This window comes from Flavobacterium sp. (assembly GCF_035299245.1).
Lineage (GTDB): Bacteria > Bacteroidota > Bacteroidia > Flavobacteriales > Flavobacteriaceae > Flavobacterium.
In genome coordinates, this window is sequence record NZ_DATGWY010000010.1 from 72,131 (window position 1) to 96,943 (window position 24,813).

Below are 24,813 nucleotides of genomic sequence, written 5' to 3' on the forward strand. Positions count from 1 at the left end.
AAAAAATGTTACGAAACAAGAGTTTAATCGACTTCTTTTTCAGAAAGTTGTTTATAATAAAGTTCTTTGTAATAACCATCTTGGTTTAGAAGTTGATTATGAGAACCTTGTTGCAGAATTTTCCCTTCTTCTAAAATAATTATTTGGTCGGCATTTTTGGCAGATGACACGCGATGGCTTACAATTATGGTAGTTTTGTTTTTAGATATTTCCAATAAATTATTCAGAATTTGTTCTTCCGTTTCGGTGTCAACCGCCGATAAACAGTCGTCTAACAGAAGAATGTCTGGATTTTTAATAATCGCACGAGCAATCGAAACACGTTGCTTTTGTCCGCCGGAAAGTGTAATGCCGCGTTCACCTAAAACGGTTTCATATTGTTGTGTAAATCCGATAATATTATTATGAACAACTGCTTTTTTTGCTGCTTCAATTACTTCTTCATCAGTGGCATTTTCCTTTCCGAATTTGATGTTATTTTTGATGGTGTCAGAGAATAAAAAAGCATCTTGTGGCACTATTCCGATGCTGTTGCGCAAATCGTATAGATTTAATTCTGAAAGCGGTATTCCATCCATAGTTACGCTTCCTTTTTGAACATCGTACAAGCGAGTAATTAGTGATAGAATGGTCGATTTTCCTGAACCTGTTTTTCCTAAAATGGCTAAAGTCTCTCCTTTATTAACTTTAAAAGAAACATTTTCTAAAGCAGTAATATTGGTGTCTTCGTAGGTAAATGTGACATTTTTAAATTCGATTTCACCTTGAACTGGAGTTGAAGTTTTACTGTTGTTTACAATATCTGGCTGAATTTTTAAGAATTCGTTGATGCGTTTTTGCGAGGCTTCGGCTTCTTGAATCAGCGATGAAACCCAGCCGATAGAAGTCACAGGCCAGTTCAGCATGTTTACATACAAAATAAATTGCGCAATAGTTCCGATGTTTTGAACCGCTGGGTCGTTGTTGATGTACATGCTTCCGCCGACATAAATAACGATTAAATTACTCAAACCAATGAGTGCCAAAATCAGCGGAATGAACAAAGTCTGAATTTTGGCTAAACTCATGCTTTTGCTCTTACTTTCGATGGCCAATTCGTTGAGTTCTTTGTTTTGTTGAGGTTCTAATGCGTAGGCTTTGATTACTCTAATCCCCGAAAAAACTTCTTGCGAAAAGGATGAAAAATTGGATAGATTTTGCTGAAAAATAGTACTTCTTTTATTGATTTCTTTACTGATTTTGAATATCAAATACGATAAAATAGGCAAAGGCAATAAGGTGTAAAAGGTAAGTTTGGGCGAAATAGTATACATGTACACGATTACCATAACAAAACGAATGATGGTATTGATGGTGTACATTACTGCCGGACCAACATACATCCGTACTTTGGCAACATCCTCGGTAATCCGACTCATCAAATCGCCTGTTCGGTTTCTTTTGTAAAAATTTTGTGTGAGTACTTCGTATTGTTTGAAAATTTCATTCTTTAAATCAAATTCTACATGTCGTGACATAACAATTAACGTCTGTCTCATCAAGAAAGTCAAAAAACCCGCAATTAGAGTAGTGCCGATGATTAATAGAATATTTTTAATCAGTTCGCCCTTGATGAGTTCTTTGTTTTCCGGATTAGAACCAAATTGATCAATAGCTTCAAATGATTTTCCTACCAACTCCGGAGTAAAAAGTGAGAAAATTTGGGCAACAATTGTAATGATGATACCTAAAAGAAATCGGTATTTGTATTTTATAAAATATTTATTTAAATATTGAAGTTCTTTCATTAATTTAAGTTAATCAAATGATAATTATCTTTTTTTTAGTTAAAATGAATTAAATAATATAATTAAAATATTCTTATTTAAAAGAAATTTTATTAACAAATTGCTAATTTATTCCAAATTGAGTAAATTATTTTGAATAATAAGTTAAATTTGTGTCGACTTATTGATAAAGTCGCAACTCAAATCAATTTTATGACTACAGAAATCACCTCAGTAAAAGAGCTTCAAAAAATGGATCCCGTTTTTGGTCAATTATCATTCGATAATCACGAGCAAATTGTTTTTTGCAACGACAAAGATACTGGATTAAAAGCAATTATTGGTATCCACAACACAGTATTAGGACCGGCTTTGGGCGGAACACGTATGTGGAAATACAACAACGAATGGGAAGCATTGAATGATGTTTTGCGTTTGTCACGTGGAATGACATACAAATCAGCTATTTCTGGTTTGGATTTAGGTGGAGGAAAAGCAGTGATCATTGGCGATGCTAAAACCGAAAAAACACCTGAGTTGATGCGCAAGTTTGGTGAATTTGTACATTCTTTATCAGGAAAATACATTACAGCAGAAGATGTCGGAATGGTAACTGCCGATATGGATACCGTTCGCAGTGTAACGCCACACGTTACTGGAATATCAGAATCACTTGGTGGTTCAGGAAATCCTTCTCCAGTTACTGCGTATGGTGTGTACATGGGAATGAAAGCGGCTGCTAAATACCAATTTGGTTCGGATAATTTAGAAGGTAAAAAGGTATTGGTACAAGGTATTGGTCACGTAGGTGAAACTTTAGTGGAACACCTAACTAAAGAAGGTGCTTTGGTTCAAATTGCAGACATCAACGAAAACAGATTAGAAGAAGTAAGTAAAAAATACGGTGCTACTATTTTTAGAGGCGACGATTTGTATTCGGCCGATGTTGATATCTACGCTCCATGTGCTTTGGGTGCAACGATAAACGACGAAACTGTTTACAGAATTAAAGCAAAAGTAATTGCTGGAGCCGCAAATAATCAATTGGCAGATGAAAATGTTCACGGTCCGATTTTGCAAGAACGCGGAATAGTTTACGCACCCGATTTCTTAATCAACGCGGGTGGAATCATCAATGTGTATGCTGAAATTGCTCATTACGACAAAACTGAAGCATTAAGAAGAACTGAAAACATCTACAATACGACTCTTGAAATTTTTGACTATGCTGTTAAAAATAAACTGACTACACAAAAAGCAGCGATGGCTATTGCTCAGAATAGAATCGATCAGAGAAAAAAAGAAAACGCTAAACGATAATCGTTTTAAAAAATAGTTCTATTTTTGCAGAGCGAAAGAGCAATCTTTCGCTCTCTTAATTTTTAAAAGTTCTTACACGTGTTAAACAGAAGACATATTCGTATTAAAGTGATGCAAACCATTTATGCTATGCATCAAAAAGGTTCAGATAGTTTAGAAAAAGAAGAAAAATTCCTATTATCAAGTATTGAAAATTTAATGGAATTGTACTTAATAATGGTGTCTTCTCTCATCGAACTGACCAATAAAGAAAACGATTTTATTGAGGTTTCTAGAAAAAAACACTTGGCAACACCACAAGAACGCAATCCTAATTTAAAATTTGTAAACAATGCTGTTTTGAATTTACTTAAAAATAGTAAATCAATTGAAGTTGCATTGGATACTCATAAAATCAACAACTGGAAAGCGAATGATGATGCTGTTTTATTATTGCTGAATGATGTGAAACAGAGTAAGATCTATGAAGATTACATGAACGATACTACGTCTTCATTCGAAAAAGACCAACAGTTCATTATAGATTTATTTTCAGAAGTGATTGCCCCTAATGAAAAGTTATACAGTTATTTAGAAGATTATAAGCTGACTTGGGTAGATGATATTCCGGTTGTGAATACTCAAATTTTAAAACAGTTGAAACAATTGAATCCGAAATCAGAATTCAGAGTTTCATCTTTGTTTAAAGACGATGAAGATCGTGAGTACGCGATATCTTTATTCAGAAAAACAGTTTTGAATGAAGGTGAATTCGCCAAAGAATACATCGATAAAACCCCAAATTGGGATGTAGATCGTATAGCTGAAATGGATACTATTTTACTAAAAATGGCTATTTGTGAGTTGTTGAAATTTCCCTCAGTTCCGGTGAAAGTAACAATTAACGAATTTTTAGAAATCGCAAAGGAGTATTCTACACCAAAAAGCAGTATTTTTATCAACGGAATTTTAGATAACTTAGTAAAAAGTTACCAAGCTACCGGTCGAATGAATAAGTCGGGTAGAGGTTTAATGGAATAATTAATTTAAATTGAATAACGATGAACAGTAAGAAAATTTATTTTTTTATGATTGCCGGATTAGCGCTTTTATCTGGTTGTAAGCAAGAAGACAATGCTTCTGCAAAAATTGATGCTAATGCTCAGGAAATTGCCCCTGCTTCACCCGATGCAGTTGCACCAGTTGCAACACCAGTAGCTCAACCAACACAACCAACAACTGATGGAACTACAGCTAATCCAAACGCACAACAAGCTACAACTACTACAACAATGCCTCCTGCAAAAACTACTAATATGGTGTTCAATAAAAAAGAACACGATTTTGGTGAAATCAAACAAGGCGATAAAGTAAATTATACGTTTACATTCAAAAATACAGGCAATAATGACTTGACAATTACAAGTGCTCAGGGTTCGTGTGGTTGTACTGTTCCTGAATACGATAAAAATCCAATAAAACCAGGTAAATCCGGTAAAATGAAAGTCTCATTTGACTCAACTGGAAAAACAGGAGTGCAAACCAAAACAGTTACGGTAAGAGCAAATACTCCAACAGGATATGAAACTATAAACATCAAGGCAACAATTAAAGGTGGTGAACCTAAAATTGTTTCTAATACAACGTCAACTACTGGTTTAGTTCCAATGCCAGCTCCCAATGCCGATCAACCCAAAAACTAATTAATTATTTAAATAAATGGATGCTAATATCATTTCAATAGTCCTGATTTTCGTGGTAATGTTTGTCTTTATGATTTTACCGCAACAACGAAAAATGAAGAAGGAAAAAGAGTTCGAAACCGGACTAAAAGTAGGAGACAAAATCGTAACTAAGAGTGGTTTTCACGGTAAAATTGCCGAATTGTCTGAAACAACTGCAGTAATCGAAACCATGTCAGGAAAATTAAAAATAGAGAAAACGGCGATTTCAATGGAATACAGTATGGCTTTGAATAAGAAAGCTTAATTGAGTTTCAAAGTATCAAAGTGACTGAGTTACAAAGTTCACTTTCATAAAAATAATAATCCCAAGTTCTAACTGAAACTTGGGATTTTTTTATAATGTATGTGATTCGTGTTTCAAGATGAGCGAAGCGAACTCCAAAAGAAGAAAACTCAGCAACTTTGAAACTTTGCAACTATCTGTATTTATCATTCAACCCAACGCCACTCAACACCATCGGTTTTATTTTCTCCATACGAGCAATTTTGGTTTTTTCTTGTTTGGCCGAATCGACGTATTCTATAAATTCTTTTTGTTTGAATGGAGTAAATTTTTGAAACGCTTCCGCGAAAGACAAATCAGATTTTAATTCATAGGTAAAGAATTCAGAAGGAACAACTTCTTTTTTCTCAGGTTTGATGGAAAGTCCTTTTTCTTCGTTGACAATCGCTTCTTTGATGTAAGCCAAAATGTGCTTTTCGTTGATTTCGTCTTTCGATGTAAAACGCCATTGACGTAAACCTTTCGTTACTCCTTCATTAGCATTAACCAAAACGTTCAGTTCGTCTTTCAAAAAAACACCATTGAAAAACCAAATCGTGAAAAAGTTCTTAAATCCGCCAATGCCAATCACATTTTTATTATTGTGTGTATAGACTTCGCCGCCCCATTTATTAGTAACAACTAATTGGGTTTTGTTGATGATGGAACGCAACAATTCCAATTCAACTTCCCATAATTCATTGCTGTGCCAAGTCTTTTTTTCCGACATAAATTAAAGCGTTCAGTGTAAAATTAAAAATTTTCAGTAGCGGTCAATTCACAAATTTTTACAATCACTTCCGTCGCTTTAATCATACTTTCAACGGGAACGTATTCGTATTTTCCGTGGAAATTGTGTCCGCCAGCAAAAATATTAGGGCAAGGCAAACCTTTGTACGACAATTGCGAACCGTCAGTTCCACCGCGAATCGGTTTGATGATCGGAGTGATTCCCAATTCTTTCATCGCTTTCTCAGCAATATCTACAATATGGAAAACAGGTTCTACTTTTTCGCGCATGTTATAGTATTGGTCTTTCACTTCGGCAATGCAAATGTCTTCACCAAATTGTTGTGCGTATTGATCATTGATTTGTTTAGCAATAGTATGAATCAACTCTTTTCGCCCTTCAAAAAGTGCTTTGTCGTGGTCGCGAATGATCAGTTCTAAAACAGTTTCCTCAATGCTTCCCGTTAAGTGATGAACGTGGAAAAATCCTTCGTAATCTTGCGTTCTTTCGGGAACTTCATTAAAAGGTAAAGCCGAAATAAATTGGTTGGCCAACAACATCGAGTTGATCATTTTTCCTTTGGCATAACCCGGATGCACGCTTTTTCCTTTAAAAGTGATTTTGGCTCCAGCAGCATTAAAATTTTCATATTCTAATTCGCCAATCTGACTTCCATCCATGGTGTACGCCCAATCACAACCGAATTTTTCTACATCAAACTTATGCGCACCACGACCAATTTCTTCATCAGGAGTGAATCCTACTCGAATGGTTCCGTGTTTGATTTCTGGATGCTCGATTAAGTACTTCATCGCTTCCATAATTTCTGTAATTCCGGCTTTGTCATCGGCACCTAAAAGCGTCAAACCGTCAGTAGTAATAAGCGTTTGGCCTTTGTATAACAGTAAATCTTCAAAGTAACTTGGCGACAAAATAATGTTCTGTTCTGCGTTTAAAACAATGTCTTTTCCGTCGTAATTTTCGATGATTTTTGGATTAACATTCGCACCTGTGAAATCAGGTGTAGTATCAAAATGCGATACAAAACCAATGGTCGGTACTTTGTGATCAACGTTGCTCGGAAGTGTCGCCATGATGTAAGCGTTTTCGTCAATGCTCACGTCGTGCATTCCCATTCCTTTGAGTTCGTCGACTAATTTATTGGCCAAATCCCACTGTTTGGCTGTACTTGGAGTGGTATCTGAATTCGGATCTGATTCGGTATCGATGGTTACGTAGCTGATAAAGCGATTGATAATGTCTTGCATTTTGAATTATTTTTTTACAAATATAACGATTAAGAAAGTGTTTTAAAAGTGGGTTGTAAAGAGTTTTTACTACTTTTATAATCACAATCAAAAAACATGAAAAAATATATTTACAGTTGTGTGTTCGTTTTCATCACCATCACACAAACACATTCCCAGTCACAAAAGGAAGTGTATCAGCAGTCGGTGGATGCCTATAAAAGTAAAGACTATGCAATTTTTCTAAAGTTGACCAAACAATTGGACAGTGTTCGGCCTTTTCATCCGACGTATACTTACAATTTGGCTTCGGCTTTTGCTTTGAATGGAAAAGAAAGTGAAGCCATTGCCACTTTGAAAAAAGTAGTTCTAATGAACCATACAACGGCTTTTGAAACCGATGACGATTTCAAATCGATAGCCAATACATCAGGTTTTCAACAGGTTTTGGCATTGAAAAAATCGCAGGAACAAACCATTTCCAATTCGGACAAAGTGGTTTCATTAAGCGAAAAAGAAGTACATCCCGAAGGATTAGAGTTTTTATCGAAATCGAATGTATGGTTGGCTTCAAGTATCAGAAAAAGAAAAATAGTTTCGTTTGATTTAAAAACAGGTAAATGTAAAGATTGGTTTACAGATAATCAATTGTATGCTGTTTTTTCAATGAAGAAAGATGCTAATGAACAATTTCTTTGGGTTGCCACATCGGCATTGCCTGAAATGGAGCGATTTACTTCGGATTTAGAAGGAAAAGCGGCCGTTTTGAAAATTGACATTGCGACTAAAAAAGTGGTACAACGATTTGAAATAGCGGGCAATCATGTCTTTGGCGATTTGTATGTGACTAAAAATAATGTAGTCTATGTTTCCGATAGCAATAAACCAATACTTTATAAAATTGAAAATGATGTGATGAGTGAGTGGATTTCACTCGAAAACGAAGCTTATAATTTGCAAGGCATCACCATGAATTCCGAACAAAATCTGTTGTTTGTGGCTGATTATTTAAAAGGAATTGTGGCGATTTCACTACGAGATAACGAACGGAGATGGTTTACTTTTCCTGAAGGAACAATAGGTAAAGGAATCGATGGTTTGTGTTTTTACAACCATTCGTTGATTGCGGTTCAAAACGGAGTAAAGCCGATTCGTTTGGTTCGGTTTCATTTGAATGAAGTGGGAACCGAAATCATTAGTTACCAAAACATCGATAACAATAGACCAGAATTTAACGAACCCGCTTTGGCAACAATTGTAAAAGATAAATTGTACTTTTTTGCTAATTCGCCTTGGCAGTTTTACGATAAAAATGGCAATTTGGATGCTTCGAAGATTGAAAATCCGATGTTGTTTGAAACGAAATTGTAACTGATTTTTTTTAATCTCAAAACTGCCCTTCGTCAGACAGGTTCACGAATTTAAAAACTTGAGAAAAGATCTGTGAATCAGTGGCAAAAGAATGTCTATCGTTTTCTAAAATCTCTTCTTGGAGTTTCAGGCTTATTCGGACTTAATTTAGGCAAACTCGCTTCTTCGGTTTTGCTTGATGGTTCGATGAGTTGATTGAGTTGCTGAATTTCGGCAGTAGTCAATTCGCGGTAACGTCCAACTCCCACATCCAACGAAATATTGATGATGCGAATGCGTTTTAACGCGGTCACTTCATAGCCTAAATATTCACACATTCTACGGATTTGGCGGTTCAAACCTTGCGTCAATATGATTTTGAAGATGTACTTGCTTACTTGCTCCACGTGGCATTTTCGAGTAATAGTATCGAGAATCGGAATTCCGTTGCCCATGCGTTGGATGAATCGGTCGGTAATCGGTTTGTTTACCGTTACGATGTATTCTTTTTCGTGGTTGTTTCGAGCGCGTAAAATTTTGTTGACAATGTCGCCGTCGTTGGTCATAAATATCAAGCCTTCACTGGCTTTGTCTAAACGACCAATTGGAAAAATACGCTCAGGATAATTGATGTAATCAACAATATTGTTGCGTACATTTAAGTTGGTGGTACATTCGATTCCGACCGGTTTATGGAAAGCCAAGTAAATTCGTTTTTCTTTTTTTTCACGTACGAGTTTTCCGTCTACGCGGATTTCATCGTCGATGGTGACTTTAGTTCCCATTTCGGGCACTTTTCCGTTGACGGTAACACGACCTTCATCAATGAGCTTGTCGGCTTCGCGGCGCGAGCAAAAGCCAGTTTCGGATAAGTATTTGTTGATGCGAATGAGGTTTTCTTCCATGGCGTAAAGGTAGTAAATGTTGTTTGAATTAGTGAATAGTGATTAGTAAATAGTGAGTAGTTTGTAGAATTGTATTCAAGGTGCTAGTTCTTTTATACTACTGATTTGCCCCTGATTGCAGCGGAAATCATTTTGTAGGACAGCGCTATTTTTTGTTGCTGTAAAAAAGCGACCAACGGAAGCTATTTTTGTGGCTTACAAAAAAAGGGATGGGCAAAAAATAGTGTAGCGGAAAGCAGGATAAGGCACTAAAAAAGACGGCAGAAGACAGATTTTATTGAATGAATTCAATTATGGTTTGGTACAATTTCTCGTCGTGCATGCTGTGTCCTAAGTTTTCGGTTTCGATGAATTGCGCCGTTTTCCAGGAATTGGCAATTTTTTTTGCTTCGTCAATGCGCACAACATCGTCGTGGATGTCGTGAGCGATGATTCCGGGAATAGTGCTGTTTTTCAAGAAATTAGAAGCCGAGAATTCTTCGATAATAATGTTGAAACGTTCTTTAGTGTAATTGGCCAATTGTTGGTGCACTCTCGAATTGAGGCTCAACATTGAAATGTAGTTATTGAGAATGACTTTAAAATCGGATGGCGCGCCAATCAATACCATTTTATCAAAATTATGCGGATAATGCGCTTGAAAATAGGCAAGTGCGTTACCGCCTATAGAATGCCCGATAGCGATTGTTGGGTTGTGCTTTTGAACCACTTTGTCAATAAATTCGCAGTAGAGTGGAACGTTGAATTCTTTCCCGCTGCTCAAACCGTGCGCCGGACCATCGATGGCGATGATGGTTTTGCCCGTTTTTTTAAGATGAGAAAGTGTTTTTTTCCAGCGCGAAGCATTGCTTTCCCATCCGTGAACTAATAGAATGATGTCGTCATTGCCTTTCCACGTATGCGTGTAAAATTGATGTTCGTTGTGCGAATGACTTTCCTGTTCGGCTTTTACTAAGGTTTTCGGAAGCTGATTGTGTTTTAATTTCCCCTTGCGCGGTTGGCTGAACAATTGGTAGGCAACTGAGAGTGATTTTTTGGGATGAAGGTAACTCAGTGTGTTGATGTACAATCCCACACTTTTGACTACGGCTTTTAAAACGATCTTCTTCATAAAAAAAAATCCCGAGGTTGAATCGGGATTTAAGATATTACATTTTTGCGAATAATTGCTCCATTTTTGCTTTTTCTTCTTCAGCTAAAGAAGTGTCAACTAAAATTCTTCCTGAATGCTCATCGGTGATGATTTTCTTTCTGGAAGCAATTTCCACTTGAGTTTGCGGTGGAATTGTAAAGAACGATCCAGCAGAAGCACCACGCTCAATCGAAACAACAGCTAGGCCATTTCTAACACTTGAACGGATTCTTTTGTATGCTGCTAATAAACGCTCTTCGATTAAAGCTTCGTATTCAGCTGATTTTTCCATCAAGAAACTTTCTTCTTTTTGAGTTTCAGCCATGATGTCACTTAATTCTGCTTTTTTGTGTTTTAAGTGAGTGGTTTTCTCTTCTAATTTTTCTTTAGAACTTGCAATAACTTCTTTCTTGTGTTCGATAGAAGCTTTCATTTCTTTGATTTGCTTTTCAGCCAATTGGATTTCTAACTCTTGGAACTCAACTTCTTTAGTTAATGAGTTGAATTCACGATTGTTGCGAACTTCTTTTTGTTGTTCTGTATATCTTTTGATGGCTGCTTGATGATCTTCAACCGCGTTTTTCTTTGCTTTGATGTTATCTTCAATAGTTACTAAATCTTGTTGCAATTTTTCTAAACGAGTAGATAAACCCGCTACTTCATCTTCTAAATCTTCTACTTCTAGAGGCAATTCACCTCTAACGTTTCTGATTTCGTCAATACGAGTATCGATTAATTGTAAATCATATAGCGCTCTTAATTTGTCCTCAACGCTCAATTCTTTTGTAGTAGCCATATTTTATAAGTACTTAACTGGGTTTGTATTTTCTTCTGATAAAACGATTGCAAAATTAGTAATTTTTTCTTTAAGAAAATCAACAATATAGTTTTTTGTATATCTTTCGCTTTCAAAGTGACCAATATCAGCTAAAACAATCTGATTTTCAGCTTCATAGAAGTTGTGGTATTTCAAATCGGCGGTTAAATAAACATCGGCTTTGGCTTGAATTGCATTTTTGATGGCAAAACTTCCCGAACCGCCAAGAACAGCGACTTTCGAAACGGTTTTTCCAAGTAAATTACTGTGGCGAATTCCACCGCATTGCATTTTGTCTTTTACCAACGCTAAAAATTCGGATTCAGTCATTGGTGTTTCGAGTTCGCCAACCATGCCTAAACCTATGTTTTGATGTGCGTTTTGTAAGGCGTAAATTTCATAAGCCACTTCCTCATAGACATGATTTGAAAAAAGTGCTTTTAGAATTTTGGATTGTAAGTGCTTTTCAAAAGTTACTTCAATTTTGATTTCGGGTGCTTCTACAAATTCAAATCGTTCGCCAATTTCAGGATTGCTGTTTTCATTTCCCATATACGTTCCGACGCCTTGCGAGTTGAAACTACAATCTTCGTAATTGCCAATTTTTCCGGCTCCGGCTTCGAATAAGGCATTGCGTACTTGCTCAACATTTTCTGGAATAGTGTATGTAACTAATTTTTGAATAAAGTTCTGCTTCGGGACTAATATTGTGGTATTTTTTAGCCCTAATGCATCGCAGAAGATTTTGTTAACTCCGTTTTTATGATTGTCTAATGCGGTATGAACGGCGTAAATCGCAATATCGTTTTTAATCGCTTTGATTACCGAACGTTCTACATAATTTTTACCAGTAATTTTCTTTATGCCAGAGAATAAAATTGGGTGAAAGCAAACTACTACATTGCAATTTTTAGCAATTGCTTCGTCGATAACACTTTCTAACGCATCGTGACAAACTAAAATTCCGCTCACTTCATTTTCCTGATTTCCAACCAATAATCCTACATTGTCAAAATCTTCGGCATAGGCTAAAGGCGCCATTTCTTCGAGTAGTGGAAATAATTCTTTAATTTTCATCTTTTTTTTGAGTTACAAAATTACAAAACTGCAGAGTTTCAAAGTTTTCAGAGCTTTTTTGAATCCTACATTTGGTGACTGAACACTGGCCATTAATCAAGTTTCCCATTCGTTTAAAACCTCTTTAATTTCCCATGAGCCGTTTTTCTTTTCAAAGAGAAAATAACGACCGCTGTTGTGTTCGATGTTTCGGTAAAAAGCCACTCGAACCAAGCAATATTTTTTAGCAAAATAAATGGGTTTATTGATGATCATTAGTCGTTGATTGTTATCGTTGAAGCGTTTGGAAACTACTTGAAACTCTTCTAGACTCAGGCATTTGTTGACTTTGCTTTTCAAATATTGGTGTTCTTTTGCAAATAAGATATCGTATTCTTTTGACCAATCTTCGTCAAGGGTAATTTTAATTTCTTTTTTGATTTCAGCAGTATTGTCTTTCAATAATTTATTCTTATTGATGACTTCCAAAAGTTCTTCGTTGTTGGGTGCTTTTTTGCAGTAGAAACGCAAATACTGCATTCGATTTTTTACAATGACTTTTTCGTTTGCGTAGTATTTTGTTAAAAGAATTTTCAAAATAGCCGCATCGTTATTTTCCTGACTAAAAACAGGTGTTAAAAAAACAAATACTAAACAAAAAGTAAAATAAAATCGTTTCATTTTTGTGTCAATTTGTAGAAAAAATCATGTTTAAAATTATCCTCAAATATAACGGATAAATTGTTTTTTAGCAGAAATTATTCGAAAATAATTCGTCTATTCTTCGTTAAATAATTACTTTCGTGCTATGATTATTTTAAGGTATTTGCTTTTTCCTTTTGCCATTTTGTATGGTTGGATTACTTCCATTCGTAATTTTCTTTACGATAGAGGATTTTTCAAATCGTATTCGTTTGATGTTCCTGTAATTGCTGTCGGAAATTTGAGTGTTGGTGGAACCGGAAAAACACCGCAAATTGAGTATTTGATTCGATTGTTATCGCCCAATTATAAAATTGCCACTTTGAGTCGCGGTTACAAGAGAAAATCGGAAGGTTTTTGTATTGCCGATGAACATTCGAATTCTGAATTATTAGGCGATGAACCGTATCAAATGCATTTGAAATTTTCAGATGTTATTGTGGCGGTTGATGCTAATCGCAAAAACGGAATTGAGCAATTGCTGAATCACAACCCCAAGCCCGATGTTATTTTGCTTGACGATGCTTATCAACACCGAAAAGTAAAAGCGGGATTTTATATTTTACTCACGGCCTATGATGATTTGTTTTGTGATGATTTTATGTTGCCAACAGGAAATTTAAGAGAAAGTAGAGTGGGCGCTAAAAGAGCCAATATGATAATTGTCACTAAATGTCCGAAAGATATTTCTGAGATTGCGCAGGAAAATATAAAGAAAAGAATAGGTTGTAAAGCACCGGTTTTCTTCAGTTATATTGATTATGATGAGAAGGTGTACAATGATTTAGACAGTAAACCCGTGACCGAAATTAAGATTGTTGATAAATTACTTTTGGCAGGAATAGCAAAGCCAGAACCATTTTTTAGATATTTGCAATCCGAAAATGATGAAACAGTAGTCTATCCCGATCACCATCATTTTACAGAAAAAGACATAAAAGAAATTAATACTAAACAAAAAGATCTGATTATTACTACTGAAAAAGATTATGTGCGATTAAAAACACATCATTTAAATGTTCCTTTTTATTATTTGCCAATAAAAAGCAGCTTTATTTCAGATCATTCAAACTTTGATAACATCCTTATAGATTATGTGGGAACAAGTACACGAAACCGTTAATTATATTAAAGAGAAAACGGGTTTTACACCTGAATACGGTGTCATTTTAGGCTCTGGATTAGGCAGTTTTACCGATGATATTCAAATTGAATTTACATTGCCTTATGCCGAAATTCCGAATTTCCCCATGTCTACTGTGCAAGGTCACAAAGGAACGTTGGTTTTCGGAACCATTGGAAGCAAAAATGTAGTTGCGATGCAAGGTCGTTTTCATTTTTACGAAGGTTATGATATGAAACAAGTAACGTTTCCTGTTCGTGTGATGAAGTATTTAGGTGTTGCCAAATTAATTGTTTCGAACGCTTCTGGAGGTGTAAATCCGAGTTACGAAGTAGGTTCAATAGTGTTAATAAAAGACCATATTAACCTAATGCCCGAACATCCGTTACGTGGTAAAAACGATGATCGATTTGGTCCGCGTTTTGTTAATATGAGTGAGCCGTACAGTAGAAATATGATTGCTAAAGCCAAAGAAATTGCTCGTGAAAATTCAATTGAAGTACACGATGGTGTTTACTTAGGGTTACAAGGTCCAACTTTTGAAACTCTTGCCGAATATAGAATGGTGAAAGCATTAGGTGCCGATTGTGTGGGTATGTCAACTGTTCCAGAAGTGATTGTAGCACGTCATATGGAATTAGAAGTGTTCGGACTTTCGGTAATTACCGACATGGGCGATGAAGAAAACATAGAAGAAGTAAATCACGAAGAAGTACTTAAAGCGGCTCAAAAAGCGGAACCGCACGTTCGGATGTTGATTAAAACGTTGATTGAAAATTACTAGTACTAATTTGTCGGATAGTAGAATTGAATCCAAAAGAGTAGTGTATTCTTTTTAATTCTGAATATCAAAACCATTTTGTATGGCTTCAATAAGCACATCAACGTTAATGTCTTTTAAAGCTTTGAATTTGATGCAGTAACCCGTCACGTTTGCCTTACCTATTTTTTCTCCGTAGGTTTTGACTAAGAATGTCTTATCGGCGTGACCCATAATATAAACTGAAATTCCAGTTGTGTTTGCACTAATACCAATTTTATAAAACTCTTTAGTCGAACCATCGGAATATTGTATAGTGTGAGTTCCATATCCTATATTGGGATTGGAAACCACTTTATTTTCACTGTTTTTACCATCTAAAAACCATAATTTACATCCTGGTTTTACTTGCAAAATAATGCGATTCAGCTCTTGCATATCGATTTGTTTGGTTTCAGGCAAACTGGAGATATACTCTTTGATTTGATCTTGTACCTTCATGTAAGTGGCTGATTAAGAAATGTATTCCGAAATCGTTTTGTAGAACCGAACGGGTTCAAAGGGTTTGGTAATTACATCGGTCATTCCGAATGATAATAACATTTCACGGTTTTCATTCAGCGATATTGCTGTCAATGCAATAATTGGAGTTAAGTTGTTGAATTCTCTGATGCGTTGAGTAGCAACAGTTCCATTGATACCAGGTAAATGAACATCCATCAAAACCAAATCGTAGCTGTGCTCGTTTTGAAGTGATTCAATTGCGGCTTCACCATTATCGACAATATCACAATAAATACCTTTGTTTTCGAGCATTTTCTTGGTAATCATTTGGTTGATTTTATTGTCTTCTACCAACAGAATTTTCTTAGCATTCAGCTTGGTTTCGTCGTATTCAATTACGGGTTTTATGATTGGAGTTTCATCCGAAATTTCGAAAGGTAGTTCAAACGAAAAAGTGGTTCCTAAACCTACTTTACTGTTCAAATAAATGTTTCCGCCCAACAACTCAATCAATTTTTTTACAATAGCCAATCCCAAACCAGTTCCACCGTATTTTCGGTTGATTTCGATTGAACCTTGTGAAAAGCTGTCAAATATCGTTTCCTGTTTATCATCAGGAATTCCGATTCCGTTATCAGCAATTTTAAAGTTGATGGTAAGTTGATTGTCTTTTACTTCTCCCAATCGCGCGCTCAATTTCACGAAGCCATTTCGTGTAAATTTCAGGGAGTTGTTGACTAAATTTAAGAATATCTGCGCCAATTTGGTTGGATCGTAAATCATACTCGTCGGAATCGATTCATCAATATCCAAAATGAACGTATTGTTATTAGCTTCAGCAATTTCTTTAAACGATTTTTGAATGTTTTCTAACTGTGCTTTTAAATCGTTATTGATTCGCTCAATTGGCACATTTTCCGAGTCAATACGATTGATTTCAAGAATGTCATTGATGAAATGCAAGAGATAATTTCCTGAGAATTGTAGAGAATTCAGATAATTAACCTGACTGTCTTTTGGGTTTTCTTCAATCAATAAATGAGTAATCCCATTGATGGCATTCAGCGGTGTTCGCAATTCGTGACTAACGGTTGAGAGGAATTCAGAGCGTGCTTTCGAGGCTTTTTCGGCTTTTTCTTTGGCCAACTCCAATTCTTTATTTTTCTCAAGTAAAAGCTGATTCGATTTGATGCGGAATAAATTGTTTTTGTACAATGAAATACTCAACAATGAAAGAATGGATACTAAAGCTACCGCTAAAATGTTGATTAACTTAGAAGTAGCATTGATGCGTTTATTGGCGCGTTCCGATTTGGAAATGGCATTGCGCAGCTTTAAGTTCTCTTTGTACGAATCATTTTTTGATTTTTCTAATAAAAGTTGCGCTTTTTGAAGGTAAGCCGTACTTAAATCGCGATTGTTTTTTTCCAATTGCTCTTTAGAAAGTGTCAAATAATAATTGACACTATCATTAGAAACAGTTTTTGTATTTCCAGTAGCAATTGAAAGAAAAAAGAACACTAAAATAACTAGTAATCGCATTGAATTTCAATAGAATTTGGGATAAATTAAAGAAATTATTTTCGTAAAAATACAATTAAATCGATAATTCTCGATGAATAACCAATTTCATTGTCGTACCAACCCACTACTTTCACCATTTTATCAATTACTGAAGTCAATTGTGCATCAAAAAGACACGAATTTCGATTGCCAATAATATCAACAGAAACAATTGGATCTTCTGTGTAATCTAAAATTCCTTTTAAATTCGTTTGAGATGCGAGAAAAAAAGCAGCGTTAATTTCTTCAATAGTTACCTCGCGTTTTACATTGAAAGTAATATCAGTTAATGAACCATCCGGAACCGGAACTCGAATACCGCAACCACCAATTTTGCCTTCCATTTCAGGAAAAATTTTGGTTAGTGCTTTGGCTGCTCCTGTGGTTGTTGGAACAATAGATTGGCTTGCTCCACGAGCTCGTCGTAAATCTTTATGCGGTTGATCGTGCAAACTTTGATCAGTAGTGTAGGAGTGAACCGTGGTGATGTAGGCTTGTTCAATTCCGCATAATTCATCCATCACTTTCATCATTGGAGCAGCGTTGTTGGTGGTACAACTCGCATTAGAAACAATGGTTTCGCTCCCATCTAAAATATGTTCGTTTACACCTAATACTACGGTTTTTATCTCTGGAACTTCCGATGGAGCCGAAAGAATCACTTTTTTAGCGCCAGCCAAAATGTGTTTATTGATGTCATCAAAAGTTTTGAATTTTCCAGTCGATTCGATGACAAAATCGATTCCGCTCCAATCTAAATTGGTAATTTCTTTTTCGTGGTAGAATGTAAATGGTTTTCCATCTACAATTATTGAATTGTCATCATACGATACTGCATAAGGTAAAACACCGTGAATACTATCGTACTTAATCAAATGCGCCATGGTTTTGTTGTCAGCGATATCATTAATCGCCACCACTTCAATTGAAGGATGATTGAGTAACAATCGGAACAAATTTCTCCCGATTCGACCAAAACCATTAATTGCAATTTTTGTTGTATTCAAATTTAAATCGATTTACTGCTAAACTTCGTATATCCAACTTCGCACTTACAAAATATGTTTTTGTGCATGATAACTCGAACGCACTAAAGCACCACTTTCCACATGTCGGAATCCCATTTCCTTACCAATTTTTTCGTATTTCTCGAATTGTTCTGGTGTAATGAATTCTTTTACAGGCAAATGCTTTTTGCTGGGTTGTAAGTACTGACCAATGGTTACTATATCAACGTTATTATCGCGTAAATCTTGCATGGTTTGAATTACTTCTTCTTCGGTTTCGCCTAAACCTAACATGATGCCCGATTTAGTTCTGCGAATTCCTTTATCTTTTAAGTACTTTAAAACGGATAAACTACGGTCGTATTTAGCTTGGATTCGTACTTCGCGAGTCAATCGGCGTACGGTTTCCATGTTGTGGGAAACAACTTCTGGATTGGCTTCTATGATGCGGTCGATATTACGTTCTACACCCTGAAAATCGGGAATTAAAGTTTCTAAAGTCGTTTCTGGATTCATTCTGCGAATGGCCTGAACGGTTTCGTACCAAATAATCGAACCCATATCTTTCAAATCGTCACGATCTACACTAGTAATTACGGCGTGTTTGATGTTCATTATTTTGATTGAACGTGCTACTTTTTCAGGTTCGTCCCAATCAACATCTTCAGGCCGACCAGTTTTTACGCCACAAAAACCACATGAGCGTGTACATACATTACCTAAAATCATAAACGTAGCCGTTCCTTCTCCCCAACATTCACCCATATTTGGGCAACTTCCTGAGGTACAAATGGTGTTGAGTTTGTATTTGTCAACTAAACCACGTAGTTCAGTATATTTCTGCCCAATTGGAAGTTTCACTTTTAACCATTTTGGCTTTCCAATTGGCGGTTGAACACTTTGAATATCGCTTTCCATAATCGCAAATTTGAACTGCAAAGATACTACTATTGAATTTAGAATTTTAAATTTAGAATGCAGAATTTTTATATAAGTATTGGATAGATTTATAGGGTTTATTGTACTCTAAGATATAACTTTTAAAATTTATCAAATAGAATGGATTCGCCACTACTGTTTTTTTCATTACTTTTAAAAAGTTAAAAAAATAGTATGAGAATTGTAATCACTTCAATTTTAATTTGTTTTCTTTTTTTTTCGTGTGAGAAAAAAGAGGGAAAAGAAGTAAAATTGCTTTCTGAAAATCAAAAGCGAATTGGGAGATGGTACAATCAAGTGGACTATTTATCAAAGGAAACTCCCGATTCAATTGCATCATTTGCATCAAAAATGGAGATAGCGTCTGCAAATGAACCTAATGAGTATAAAGCAATGTCAGCTTTTGTAAGAGGAATTTCATCGGCACATAATTCAGCTTATTTATTATCGAATCAGCACTACGAAAAAGGATTGCGATTGCTTCAAAAATCAAATGCTGACACTTTAAAAGCGAAAATATATAATGCAATTGGAAATAATTACAAGGTGACAGGTAATTATTCAAGAGCTGTAGAGTATCTCTATAAAGCACTTAAAATTTATGAGAAAAAAAATGATAAAGTTGGAATTTGTAGAGTTAATTCCATAATTGGTGAGGTTTATTTTCAAAAAGACGATATCAATAATGCCAAAAATTATTTAAAGACTGCTCTACAAGCATTGGAACATGACAAATCAAATTCGGCTTATTTAAGTGCGACTCATTTATTAGCAAATATTTACGGAATGTTGGGTAATTATGAAAGTGCATTAGCTATTGATGAAGAAGGAATTCGCATCACCGATAGCATAAAAAACACTAAAATGAAAGTAGCATTCCTTGACAACAAAGCCAATTGTTATCTGTTTTCCAATCGATTGGACAGCGCACAGTATTATTTTGAAAAGTGTTTAGAACTAGATATTATCAACGGAAATAAAAAGCAAATAGCCGATACATACAGTAATATGGGTTTATTGTATTCGATGAAAAAAGAATATAATAAAGCGGAAGATTTGACACTAAAAAGTATTGCCGTTCTGAAAGAAATTGATGGAAAGCCTAACCTTGGGAAGGCATACAATATCTTAATTGAAATATATTCTAAGCAAGGATTGTTTAAGAAAGTATCCGAAGTTCAAAATGAAAAATTCACTAATTATGCATCCATGATCAGTGATAAACATGCTATGGCTGAGGCAGAATTTAAAACGGTTTATGAAACGCAAAAAAAGGAATCTAAAATACAATTACTTCAAAAAGACAAAAAGATCAACACCTTAAAAATTAATGAACAGCAGAATCAAATTGAACGACGAAATTTTCTTATTGGGGTGTTTATACTGTTAATTATCAGCGCACTCGTGGTTTGGTATTTTTGGAATAGTAAAAGGAAGTTAACAAATAAAGTAAAAGAAGAGCAAATTATTCAAAAGACAGAAGAAGTTGAGCGGATAAGGATTGCAAAAGACATCCACGACGATTTGGGTTCGGGCTTGTCGAAGATTAATTTTTTAAGTGAACTCATTTTGCAAAAAACGGAACACCTTCCCGAAATCAATTCCAACAGTAAAGCGGTCAAAGAAACGGCTTCTAAAATGATTGAAAATATGCGCGATTTAATTTGGGCGCTTAATCCAGAAAATACCACATTGGCCAATTTGATTGCAAGGGTTCGTGAGTATACTACCGATTATTTAGAAGATATGCCCATAGCGATACATTATGAAATTGCTGAAAATGTACCACAAATAGCCATCACCAAGGAAAGCCATAGAGAACTATTTATGGTGGTAAAAGAAGCCATTAATAATATTGCGAAACATTCAAATGCAAATACCATTCATTTTAAAGTCAGTTTGGATAACGACGAGTTAGGCATTGATATTCAAGACGACGGAATCGGATTTGAAAACGCGTCAAAAGGAAACGGAATTGTCAATATGCAAAGTAGGATTGTTTCGATTGGTGGCGTTTTTACTCTTCAAAGTAAAAAGAACATTGGTACACAAATCAGTTGGAGTATTCCGCTCAAGCGCATTATTAAAAATAAAATTGTATCATAGTTTTTAGAGATATACTACTTTCGTGGTACATCCAGAAAAAAAATAACGTATACATTTGATGTTATGGTAATTAAAGTCGGTATAGTAGAAGACGAAAAACAAATTAGAGATAGTTTGCAAATTTTAATCAACGGAAGCGAAGGTTTTTGTTGCGAATTTACTTTTGAAAATGCTGAGGACGCAATTGAAGTCATACCCACAATCGATTTAGATGTGGTGTTGATGGACATCCATTTACCAGGAAAAAACGGGATTGAATGCGTAGCTGAACTTCGGTCAAAAGTTGAACAGGTTAAGTTTGTGATGTGCACTTCTTTTGAAGATACAGATTCGGTTTTCAACGCGCTTAAAGTAGGTGCCACTGGTTATCTTACCAAAACCACGCAGCCTTCCAAATTATTAGACGCCATCGTCGATGTCTATCACGGCGGTTCACCCATGAGTAGTCATATAGCCCGAAAAGTAGTTTCGTATTTTCATCGCGATATCAAAGAGAATGAGGAATTGCAAAAACTATCCGAGCGAGAAAAAGAAATTCTGAAATTACTATCCGAAGGATTGCGCTATAAAGAAATAGCCGACAAATTATTTTTAAGTACCGAAACGGTTCGAACTCATATTCGCAATATATATGAGAAACTGCAGGTAAATTCCCGTACAGAAGCGTTGAATAAAGCTTTTTCTAAATAACACGTCGCAGAAATTACTACTATTTGGTTATTGTGTTACTTTCATAGAGCGATTAATTTTGAACCAACAAATAAGACAACTTGAGTTGTTTATTCTTAATCTAAAAATTAATCAATCATGAACATCATTAAAAAATTTAAAATCGTATTTATTTTTTCATTGCTAATTTTTGGGGTTTGTTCTCTATTTTTATCTTGTTCTAAAGATGAAGCTACTGAACCAACTTACACTTGCGCGGCATGTACCAGAACTCCCGATGCCTTGCCAGCAAATGACACGAGTGCCAAAGGTATTTATAAAGGAATAGTAGTGGGCTCGTCGGGAACACTTTCCATCAACATTCAAAACGGAAGTAGCGCTATTACGGGAACGCTAGTTATTGATGGAGTGGCTGTAGCTTTAACGTCTAGTGTAACATATGTGGATGGACAACCTTATTTAGCTCCTTTTACAGGTACATATAACAATAGTCCAATTTCAATTACTTTCTCAGTTGCTGTGGGCGGTGGAACTCCAACGGTTATTTCATCTGATATTCCGGGTCATCCCAACGCTGTTTTCACTATTGCAAAAGAAACATCAACTTCGCTAATAGAGGCTTTTGAAGGCACGTATAGTAAATCTGGAGAAACTGGAATTTTTAATATCATTCTTTCGAGTGGATTGGGCGCTTGGGGCGGAATTGCAAAAGAAAACGGTTCTTCGGTCGTGGAAGACATCAGCGGAACGTACATAAACAATCAAGTAATTGACGAAAACGGAACGGTTGTAGGTGTAATTACGGGAGATGTTTTACAAGGCTCGTTTACTGATAGTAGCAATACGATAGTGACGACGATAGGGTATCGAACGCTATAAATTCACAAACTAATTTAAGCAACAACCTTCCAGCGATGGGAGGTTTTTTTGTTGTAGAGGAATTTTAGTTTTCGTACTTCGTACTTCCAAATTTTATTCCACAAAATCCATTTCCTTGTTATGCGTTTCACTGATGGTAATGGTTGCATATATTCCAAGTCCAAAAGCAATGATGCCAATAAAAGTAGCTGAAATAATTACCGAGTTATTCAATTTAAAAAAGTCAAATCCGATGAGCATTACAGGCAATAATCCGCGTACCATATTGGGAACTGTAGTAGTTGCTGTGCTCCTAACATTTGTGCCAAATTGCTCAGCAGCAACCGTCACAAACATTGCCCAATATCCTGTTCCAAGTCCGAGCCAAATACAATAAAAATAGTACATGTTTTCTGACTTTTCACCGCTAAATAAAAGCAATACAACTCCGAGAATGGTGAAAAGCATCATGTATAAAATGGCTTTTTTTCTCGAATGAAGTAGGTGAGAGATGAATCCGCTAGCAAAATCACCGATTGAAATTCCGATGTACGCCCACATAATTGCTTTTCCGGGAACAATAGACTCGATTCCCATTTCGGGCGCAAATTGATTGGCCATCATGGCTAAAATACCGATACAATACCAAGTAGGAAGACCAATGGCGATGCATTTTAAATATTTAACGAATCGGGTTTTGTTAGTGAAAAACGATAGAAAATTTCCTTTTTTGATGGATGCATCTTTTTCAATTTCTTTATATATTCCGCTTTCTGCGACACTAATTCGCAGTACCAAAAGCATTAATCCTAATCCGCCACCAATAAAATAAGCTGTAGTCCAACTTCCTGCCATTTGTACTGTTAATTGTGCTACAACCGCACCTAATAGTCCAAAACCAGCTACGATAGACGTTCCGATGGCGCGTAATTCTTTGGGTAAACTTTCAGAAACTAGAGTAATTCCAGCTCCGAGTTCGCCTGCTAAACCGATTCCCGCTATGAAACGCAACAGCGCATAAATAGTGGCTTTGTCTCCAAAATTAAGTTGAGGTAAAAATCCGCAAGCAATATTAGCCAGCGAATACACTATAATCGAACCAAATAAAACCGAAAGTCTGCCTTTTTTATCGCCATAAATTCCCCAAATGATGCCACCCAAAAGTAATCCAGTCATTTGATAATTGATGATCATGGTTCCAACTTTATCCACATCTAAACCCAGTTCATTTAAGCTTGGTATCCGAACAATTCCGAAAAGAAGTAAGTCGTATATGTCAACAAAATAGCCTAAAGAAGCTATAATTACAGGGAAACTCAATAAATGTTTTAGCTTTTCTTTGGTGGTAAATGTTTGCATGGAATGATTTTAAAATGCTAAAAATAACAAAAAAACCTGCCACAAAAAAGCGAACAGGTTTCCAATTAAAAACTAGTCAGAAATTATTAATTCAGCATCACTGTAATAGGTAAAGTATATTGTGTTCGAACATTTTGACCATTTAAAACACCTGGTTTCCATTTGGTTTTAAGTGATTTTAGTACTCTTATGGCTTCTTTATCCAAGCCATAACCAGGGTTTCTCAAGACTTTAATATCACTCATGCTTCCGTCTTTTTCAATTACAAAAGAAACATGAACAGTTAGGCTTTCCTCACCATCAATTTCTTGTTTTTCAAAATTATCTCCCACATAGGCATAGAATTTTTTCATTCCACCAGGAAACTCTGGTTGAGCGTCGAGAACAGTTGATAAAACCACTTTATTTGGATTTTCTCCTTCACCTTCTCCTGTTCCACTGCCATTTCCACCCGAAGTTGGAGCGGTTGGAGCAGTTCCATTTCCACCTTCAACTCCGCCAATAGGTGTGTTGGTTTGTGGTCGTTCATCATTTCTTGGTATAACAGGATCAGCTTGTGGAGTTGCTACAACCACTGGAGGGCGATTTTCTGGAACTTTTTCGGCTGGTGCTTCTGGTTCTTTTTTGGGCTGAGTTGCCTCTTTTTTAGGTTCATTTATTGGATAAACAGGATCTATGTTTTCTGAAGGATGAAGGGTTATAATAACTTCATCAATAGGTTTTTCATCAAAAGAGCTCAGAAGAAAAGTTCCTGAAACAATCAAAATAAATCCGAAGAAGAAGGCTTTAAGAGTTGTTTTTGGACTTTCTTGACGCAATTGGTAGGCGCCATATTCCTTGTTTTTGCCCTCAAACACGAGGTCGATCCACTTTTTTTCAAAGATACTTACGTTTGACATAATCTAAAGTTTTTA

24 protein-coding genes are annotated in these 24,813 nt (G+C 35.7%); 10 read left to right on the forward strand and 14 right to left on the reverse strand.

Annotated elements, in window-relative coordinates:
• Positions 1-23 precede the first annotated feature (23 nt).
• A complete protein-coding gene (locus VK161_RS07735) occupies positions 24-1,787 on the reverse strand; it encodes an ABC transporter ATP-binding protein (RefSeq protein ID WP_324214199.1) in 1,764 nt (587 codons plus the stop codon).
• A 192-nt stretch (positions 1,788-1,979) separates the two neighbouring features.
• Here VK161_RS07735 and VK161_RS07740 point away from each other — a divergent pair, with 192 nt between their 5' ends.
• From VK161_RS07740 to yajC, 4 genes are all read left to right on the forward strand, one after another.
• Complete coding sequence (locus VK161_RS07740) at positions 1,980-3,086, forward strand: Glu/Leu/Phe/Val dehydrogenase (RefSeq protein ID WP_324214200.1); 1,107 nt, start codon at positions 1,980-1,982, stop codon at positions 3,084-3,086.
• Positions 3,087-3,197: 111 nt separating this feature from the next.
• A complete protein-coding gene (gene nusB, locus VK161_RS07745; protein WP_324214301.1) occupies positions 3,198-4,106 on the forward strand; it encodes a transcription antitermination factor NusB in 909 nt (302 codons plus the stop codon).
• A gap of 20 nt (positions 4,107-4,126) precedes the next feature.
• Positions 4,127-4,768 (forward strand): DUF1573 domain-containing protein, encoded by a 642-nt coding sequence (locus VK161_RS07750; protein ID WP_324214201.1) that lies wholly within the window; start codon positions 4,127-4,129, stop codon positions 4,766-4,768.
• Between the two features lie 16 nt (positions 4,769-4,784).
• Positions 4,785-5,054: a preprotein translocase subunit YajC gene (gene yajC / locus VK161_RS07755; RefSeq protein ID WP_324214202.1), complete on the forward strand. Its 270-nt coding sequence runs from the start codon at positions 4,785-4,787 to the stop codon at positions 5,052-5,054.
• 172 nt (positions 5,055-5,226) lie between these two features.
• Here yajC and VK161_RS07760 read toward each other — a convergent pair whose 3' ends face one another.
• Entirely contained in the window at positions 5,227-5,802 is a 576-nt protein-coding gene (locus tag VK161_RS07760) for a YdeI/OmpD-associated family protein (protein WP_324214203.1), read from the reverse strand.
• A 23-nt stretch (positions 5,803-5,825) separates the two neighbouring features.
• Positions 5,826-7,070, reverse strand: coding sequence for a peptidase T (gene pepT / locus VK161_RS07765; protein ID WP_324214204.1), 1,245 nt, complete (start codon positions 7,068-7,070; stop codon positions 5,826-5,828).
• 96 nt (positions 7,071-7,166) lie between these two features.
• Here pepT and VK161_RS07770 point away from each other — a divergent pair, with 96 nt between their 5' ends.
• The gene (locus VK161_RS07770; RefSeq protein ID WP_324214205.1) at positions 7,167-8,420 is read left to right on the forward strand and encodes a TPR end-of-group domain-containing protein; all 1,254 of its coding nucleotides are present in this window, start codon (positions 7,167-7,169) and stop codon (positions 8,418-8,420) included.
• Between the two features lie 95 nt (positions 8,421-8,515).
• Here the strand turns inward: VK161_RS07770 and rluF are convergent, their stop codons facing one another.
• The 5 genes from rluF to VK161_RS07795 all read right to left on the reverse strand — a co-directional run bounded on the left by rluF (position 8,516) and on the right by VK161_RS07795 (position 12,990).
• Complete coding sequence (gene rluF / locus VK161_RS07775; protein WP_324214206.1) at positions 8,516-9,304, reverse strand: 23S rRNA pseudouridine(2604) synthase RluF; 789 nt, start codon at positions 9,302-9,304, stop codon at positions 8,516-8,518.
• Positions 9,305-9,578: 274 nt separating this feature from the next.
• Entirely contained in the window at positions 9,579-10,415 is an 837-nt protein-coding gene (locus VK161_RS07780) for an alpha/beta hydrolase (protein ID WP_324214207.1), read from the reverse strand.
• 37 nt (positions 10,416-10,452) lie between these two features.
• Positions 10,453-11,232, reverse strand: a complete 780-nt coding sequence (locus tag VK161_RS07785) for a zinc ribbon domain-containing protein (RefSeq protein WP_324214208.1) — start codon at positions 11,230-11,232, stop codon at positions 10,453-10,455.
• A gap of 3 nt (positions 11,233-11,235) precedes the next feature.
• On the reverse strand, positions 11,236-12,330 hold the full coding sequence (locus VK161_RS07790) for a Nif3-like dinuclear metal center hexameric protein (RefSeq protein ID WP_324214209.1): 1,095 nt from the start codon (positions 12,328-12,330) through the stop codon (positions 11,236-11,238).
• Positions 12,331-12,426: 96 nt separating this feature from the next.
• Positions 12,427-12,990 carry a hypothetical protein gene (locus tag VK161_RS07795; protein WP_324214210.1) on the reverse strand — a complete coding sequence of 188 codons (564 nt, stop codon included), beginning with the start codon at positions 12,988-12,990 and terminating at the stop codon, positions 12,427-12,429.
• Positions 12,991-13,117: 127 nt separating this feature from the next.
• Here VK161_RS07795 and lpxK point away from each other — a divergent pair, with 127 nt between their 5' ends.
• Both lpxK and VK161_RS07805 read left to right on the forward strand, forming a co-directional pair.
• Positions 13,118-14,134, forward strand: a complete 1,017-nt coding sequence (lpxK, locus tag VK161_RS07800) for a tetraacyldisaccharide 4'-kinase (RefSeq protein WP_324214211.1) — start codon at positions 13,118-13,120, stop codon at positions 14,132-14,134.
• A complete protein-coding gene (locus tag VK161_RS07805; RefSeq protein WP_324214212.1) occupies positions 14,106-14,918 on the forward strand; it encodes a purine-nucleoside phosphorylase in 813 nt (270 codons plus the stop codon). The genes lpxK and VK161_RS07805 overlap by 29 nt, the downstream gene beginning before the upstream one ends.
• A gap of 51 nt (positions 14,919-14,969) precedes the next feature.
• Here VK161_RS07805 and VK161_RS07810 read toward each other — a convergent pair whose 3' ends face one another.
• The 4 genes from VK161_RS07810 to lipA are packed head-to-tail and all read right to left on the reverse strand — an operon-like array spanning position 14,970 to position 18,886.
• Complete coding sequence (locus VK161_RS07810; RefSeq protein WP_324214213.1) at positions 14,970-15,395, reverse strand: DUF1801 domain-containing protein; 426 nt, start codon at positions 15,393-15,395, stop codon at positions 14,970-14,972.
• 12 nt (positions 15,396-15,407) lie between these two features.
• A complete protein-coding gene (locus VK161_RS07815; RefSeq protein WP_324214214.1) occupies positions 15,408-16,940 on the reverse strand; it encodes an ATP-binding protein in 1,533 nt (510 codons plus the stop codon).
• A gap of 35 nt (positions 16,941-16,975) precedes the next feature.
• Positions 16,976-17,968, reverse strand: a complete 993-nt coding sequence (gap, locus tag VK161_RS07820) for a type I glyceraldehyde-3-phosphate dehydrogenase (RefSeq protein WP_324214215.1) — start codon at positions 17,966-17,968, stop codon at positions 16,976-16,978.
• Between the two features lie 45 nt (positions 17,969-18,013).
• Positions 18,014-18,886: a lipoyl synthase gene (gene lipA / locus VK161_RS07825; RefSeq protein ID WP_324214216.1), complete on the reverse strand. Its 873-nt coding sequence runs from the start codon at positions 18,884-18,886 to the stop codon at positions 18,014-18,016.
• A 195-nt stretch (positions 18,887-19,081) separates the two neighbouring features.
• Here lipA and VK161_RS07830 point away from each other — a divergent pair, with 195 nt between their 5' ends.
• From VK161_RS07830 to VK161_RS07840, 3 genes are all read left to right on the forward strand, one after another.
• The gene (locus VK161_RS07830) at positions 19,082-21,013 is read left to right on the forward strand and encodes a tetratricopeptide repeat-containing sensor histidine kinase (RefSeq protein WP_324214217.1); all 1,932 of its coding nucleotides are present in this window, start codon (positions 19,082-19,084) and stop codon (positions 21,011-21,013) included.
• Between the two features lie 63 nt (positions 21,014-21,076).
• Positions 21,077-21,703 carry a response regulator transcription factor gene (locus tag VK161_RS07835; protein WP_324214218.1) on the forward strand — a complete coding sequence of 209 codons (627 nt, stop codon included), beginning with the start codon at positions 21,077-21,079 and terminating at the stop codon, positions 21,701-21,703.
• Positions 21,704-21,820: 117 nt separating this feature from the next.
• A complete protein-coding gene (locus VK161_RS07840; protein WP_324214219.1) occupies positions 21,821-22,561 on the forward strand; it encodes a hypothetical protein in 741 nt (246 codons plus the stop codon).
• A gap of 93 nt (positions 22,562-22,654) precedes the next feature.
• Here the strand turns inward: VK161_RS07840 and VK161_RS07845 are convergent, their stop codons facing one another.
• The gene (locus tag VK161_RS07845; protein WP_324214220.1) at positions 22,655-23,899 is read right to left on the reverse strand and encodes an MFS transporter; all 1,245 of its coding nucleotides are present in this window, start codon (positions 23,897-23,899) and stop codon (positions 22,655-22,657) included.
• 86 nt (positions 23,900-23,985) lie between these two features.
• Positions 23,986-24,798 (reverse strand): energy transducer TonB, encoded by an 813-nt coding sequence (locus VK161_RS07850; protein WP_324214221.1) that lies wholly within the window; start codon positions 24,796-24,798, stop codon positions 23,986-23,988.
• Between the last annotated feature and the right edge of the window lie 15 nt (positions 24,799-24,813).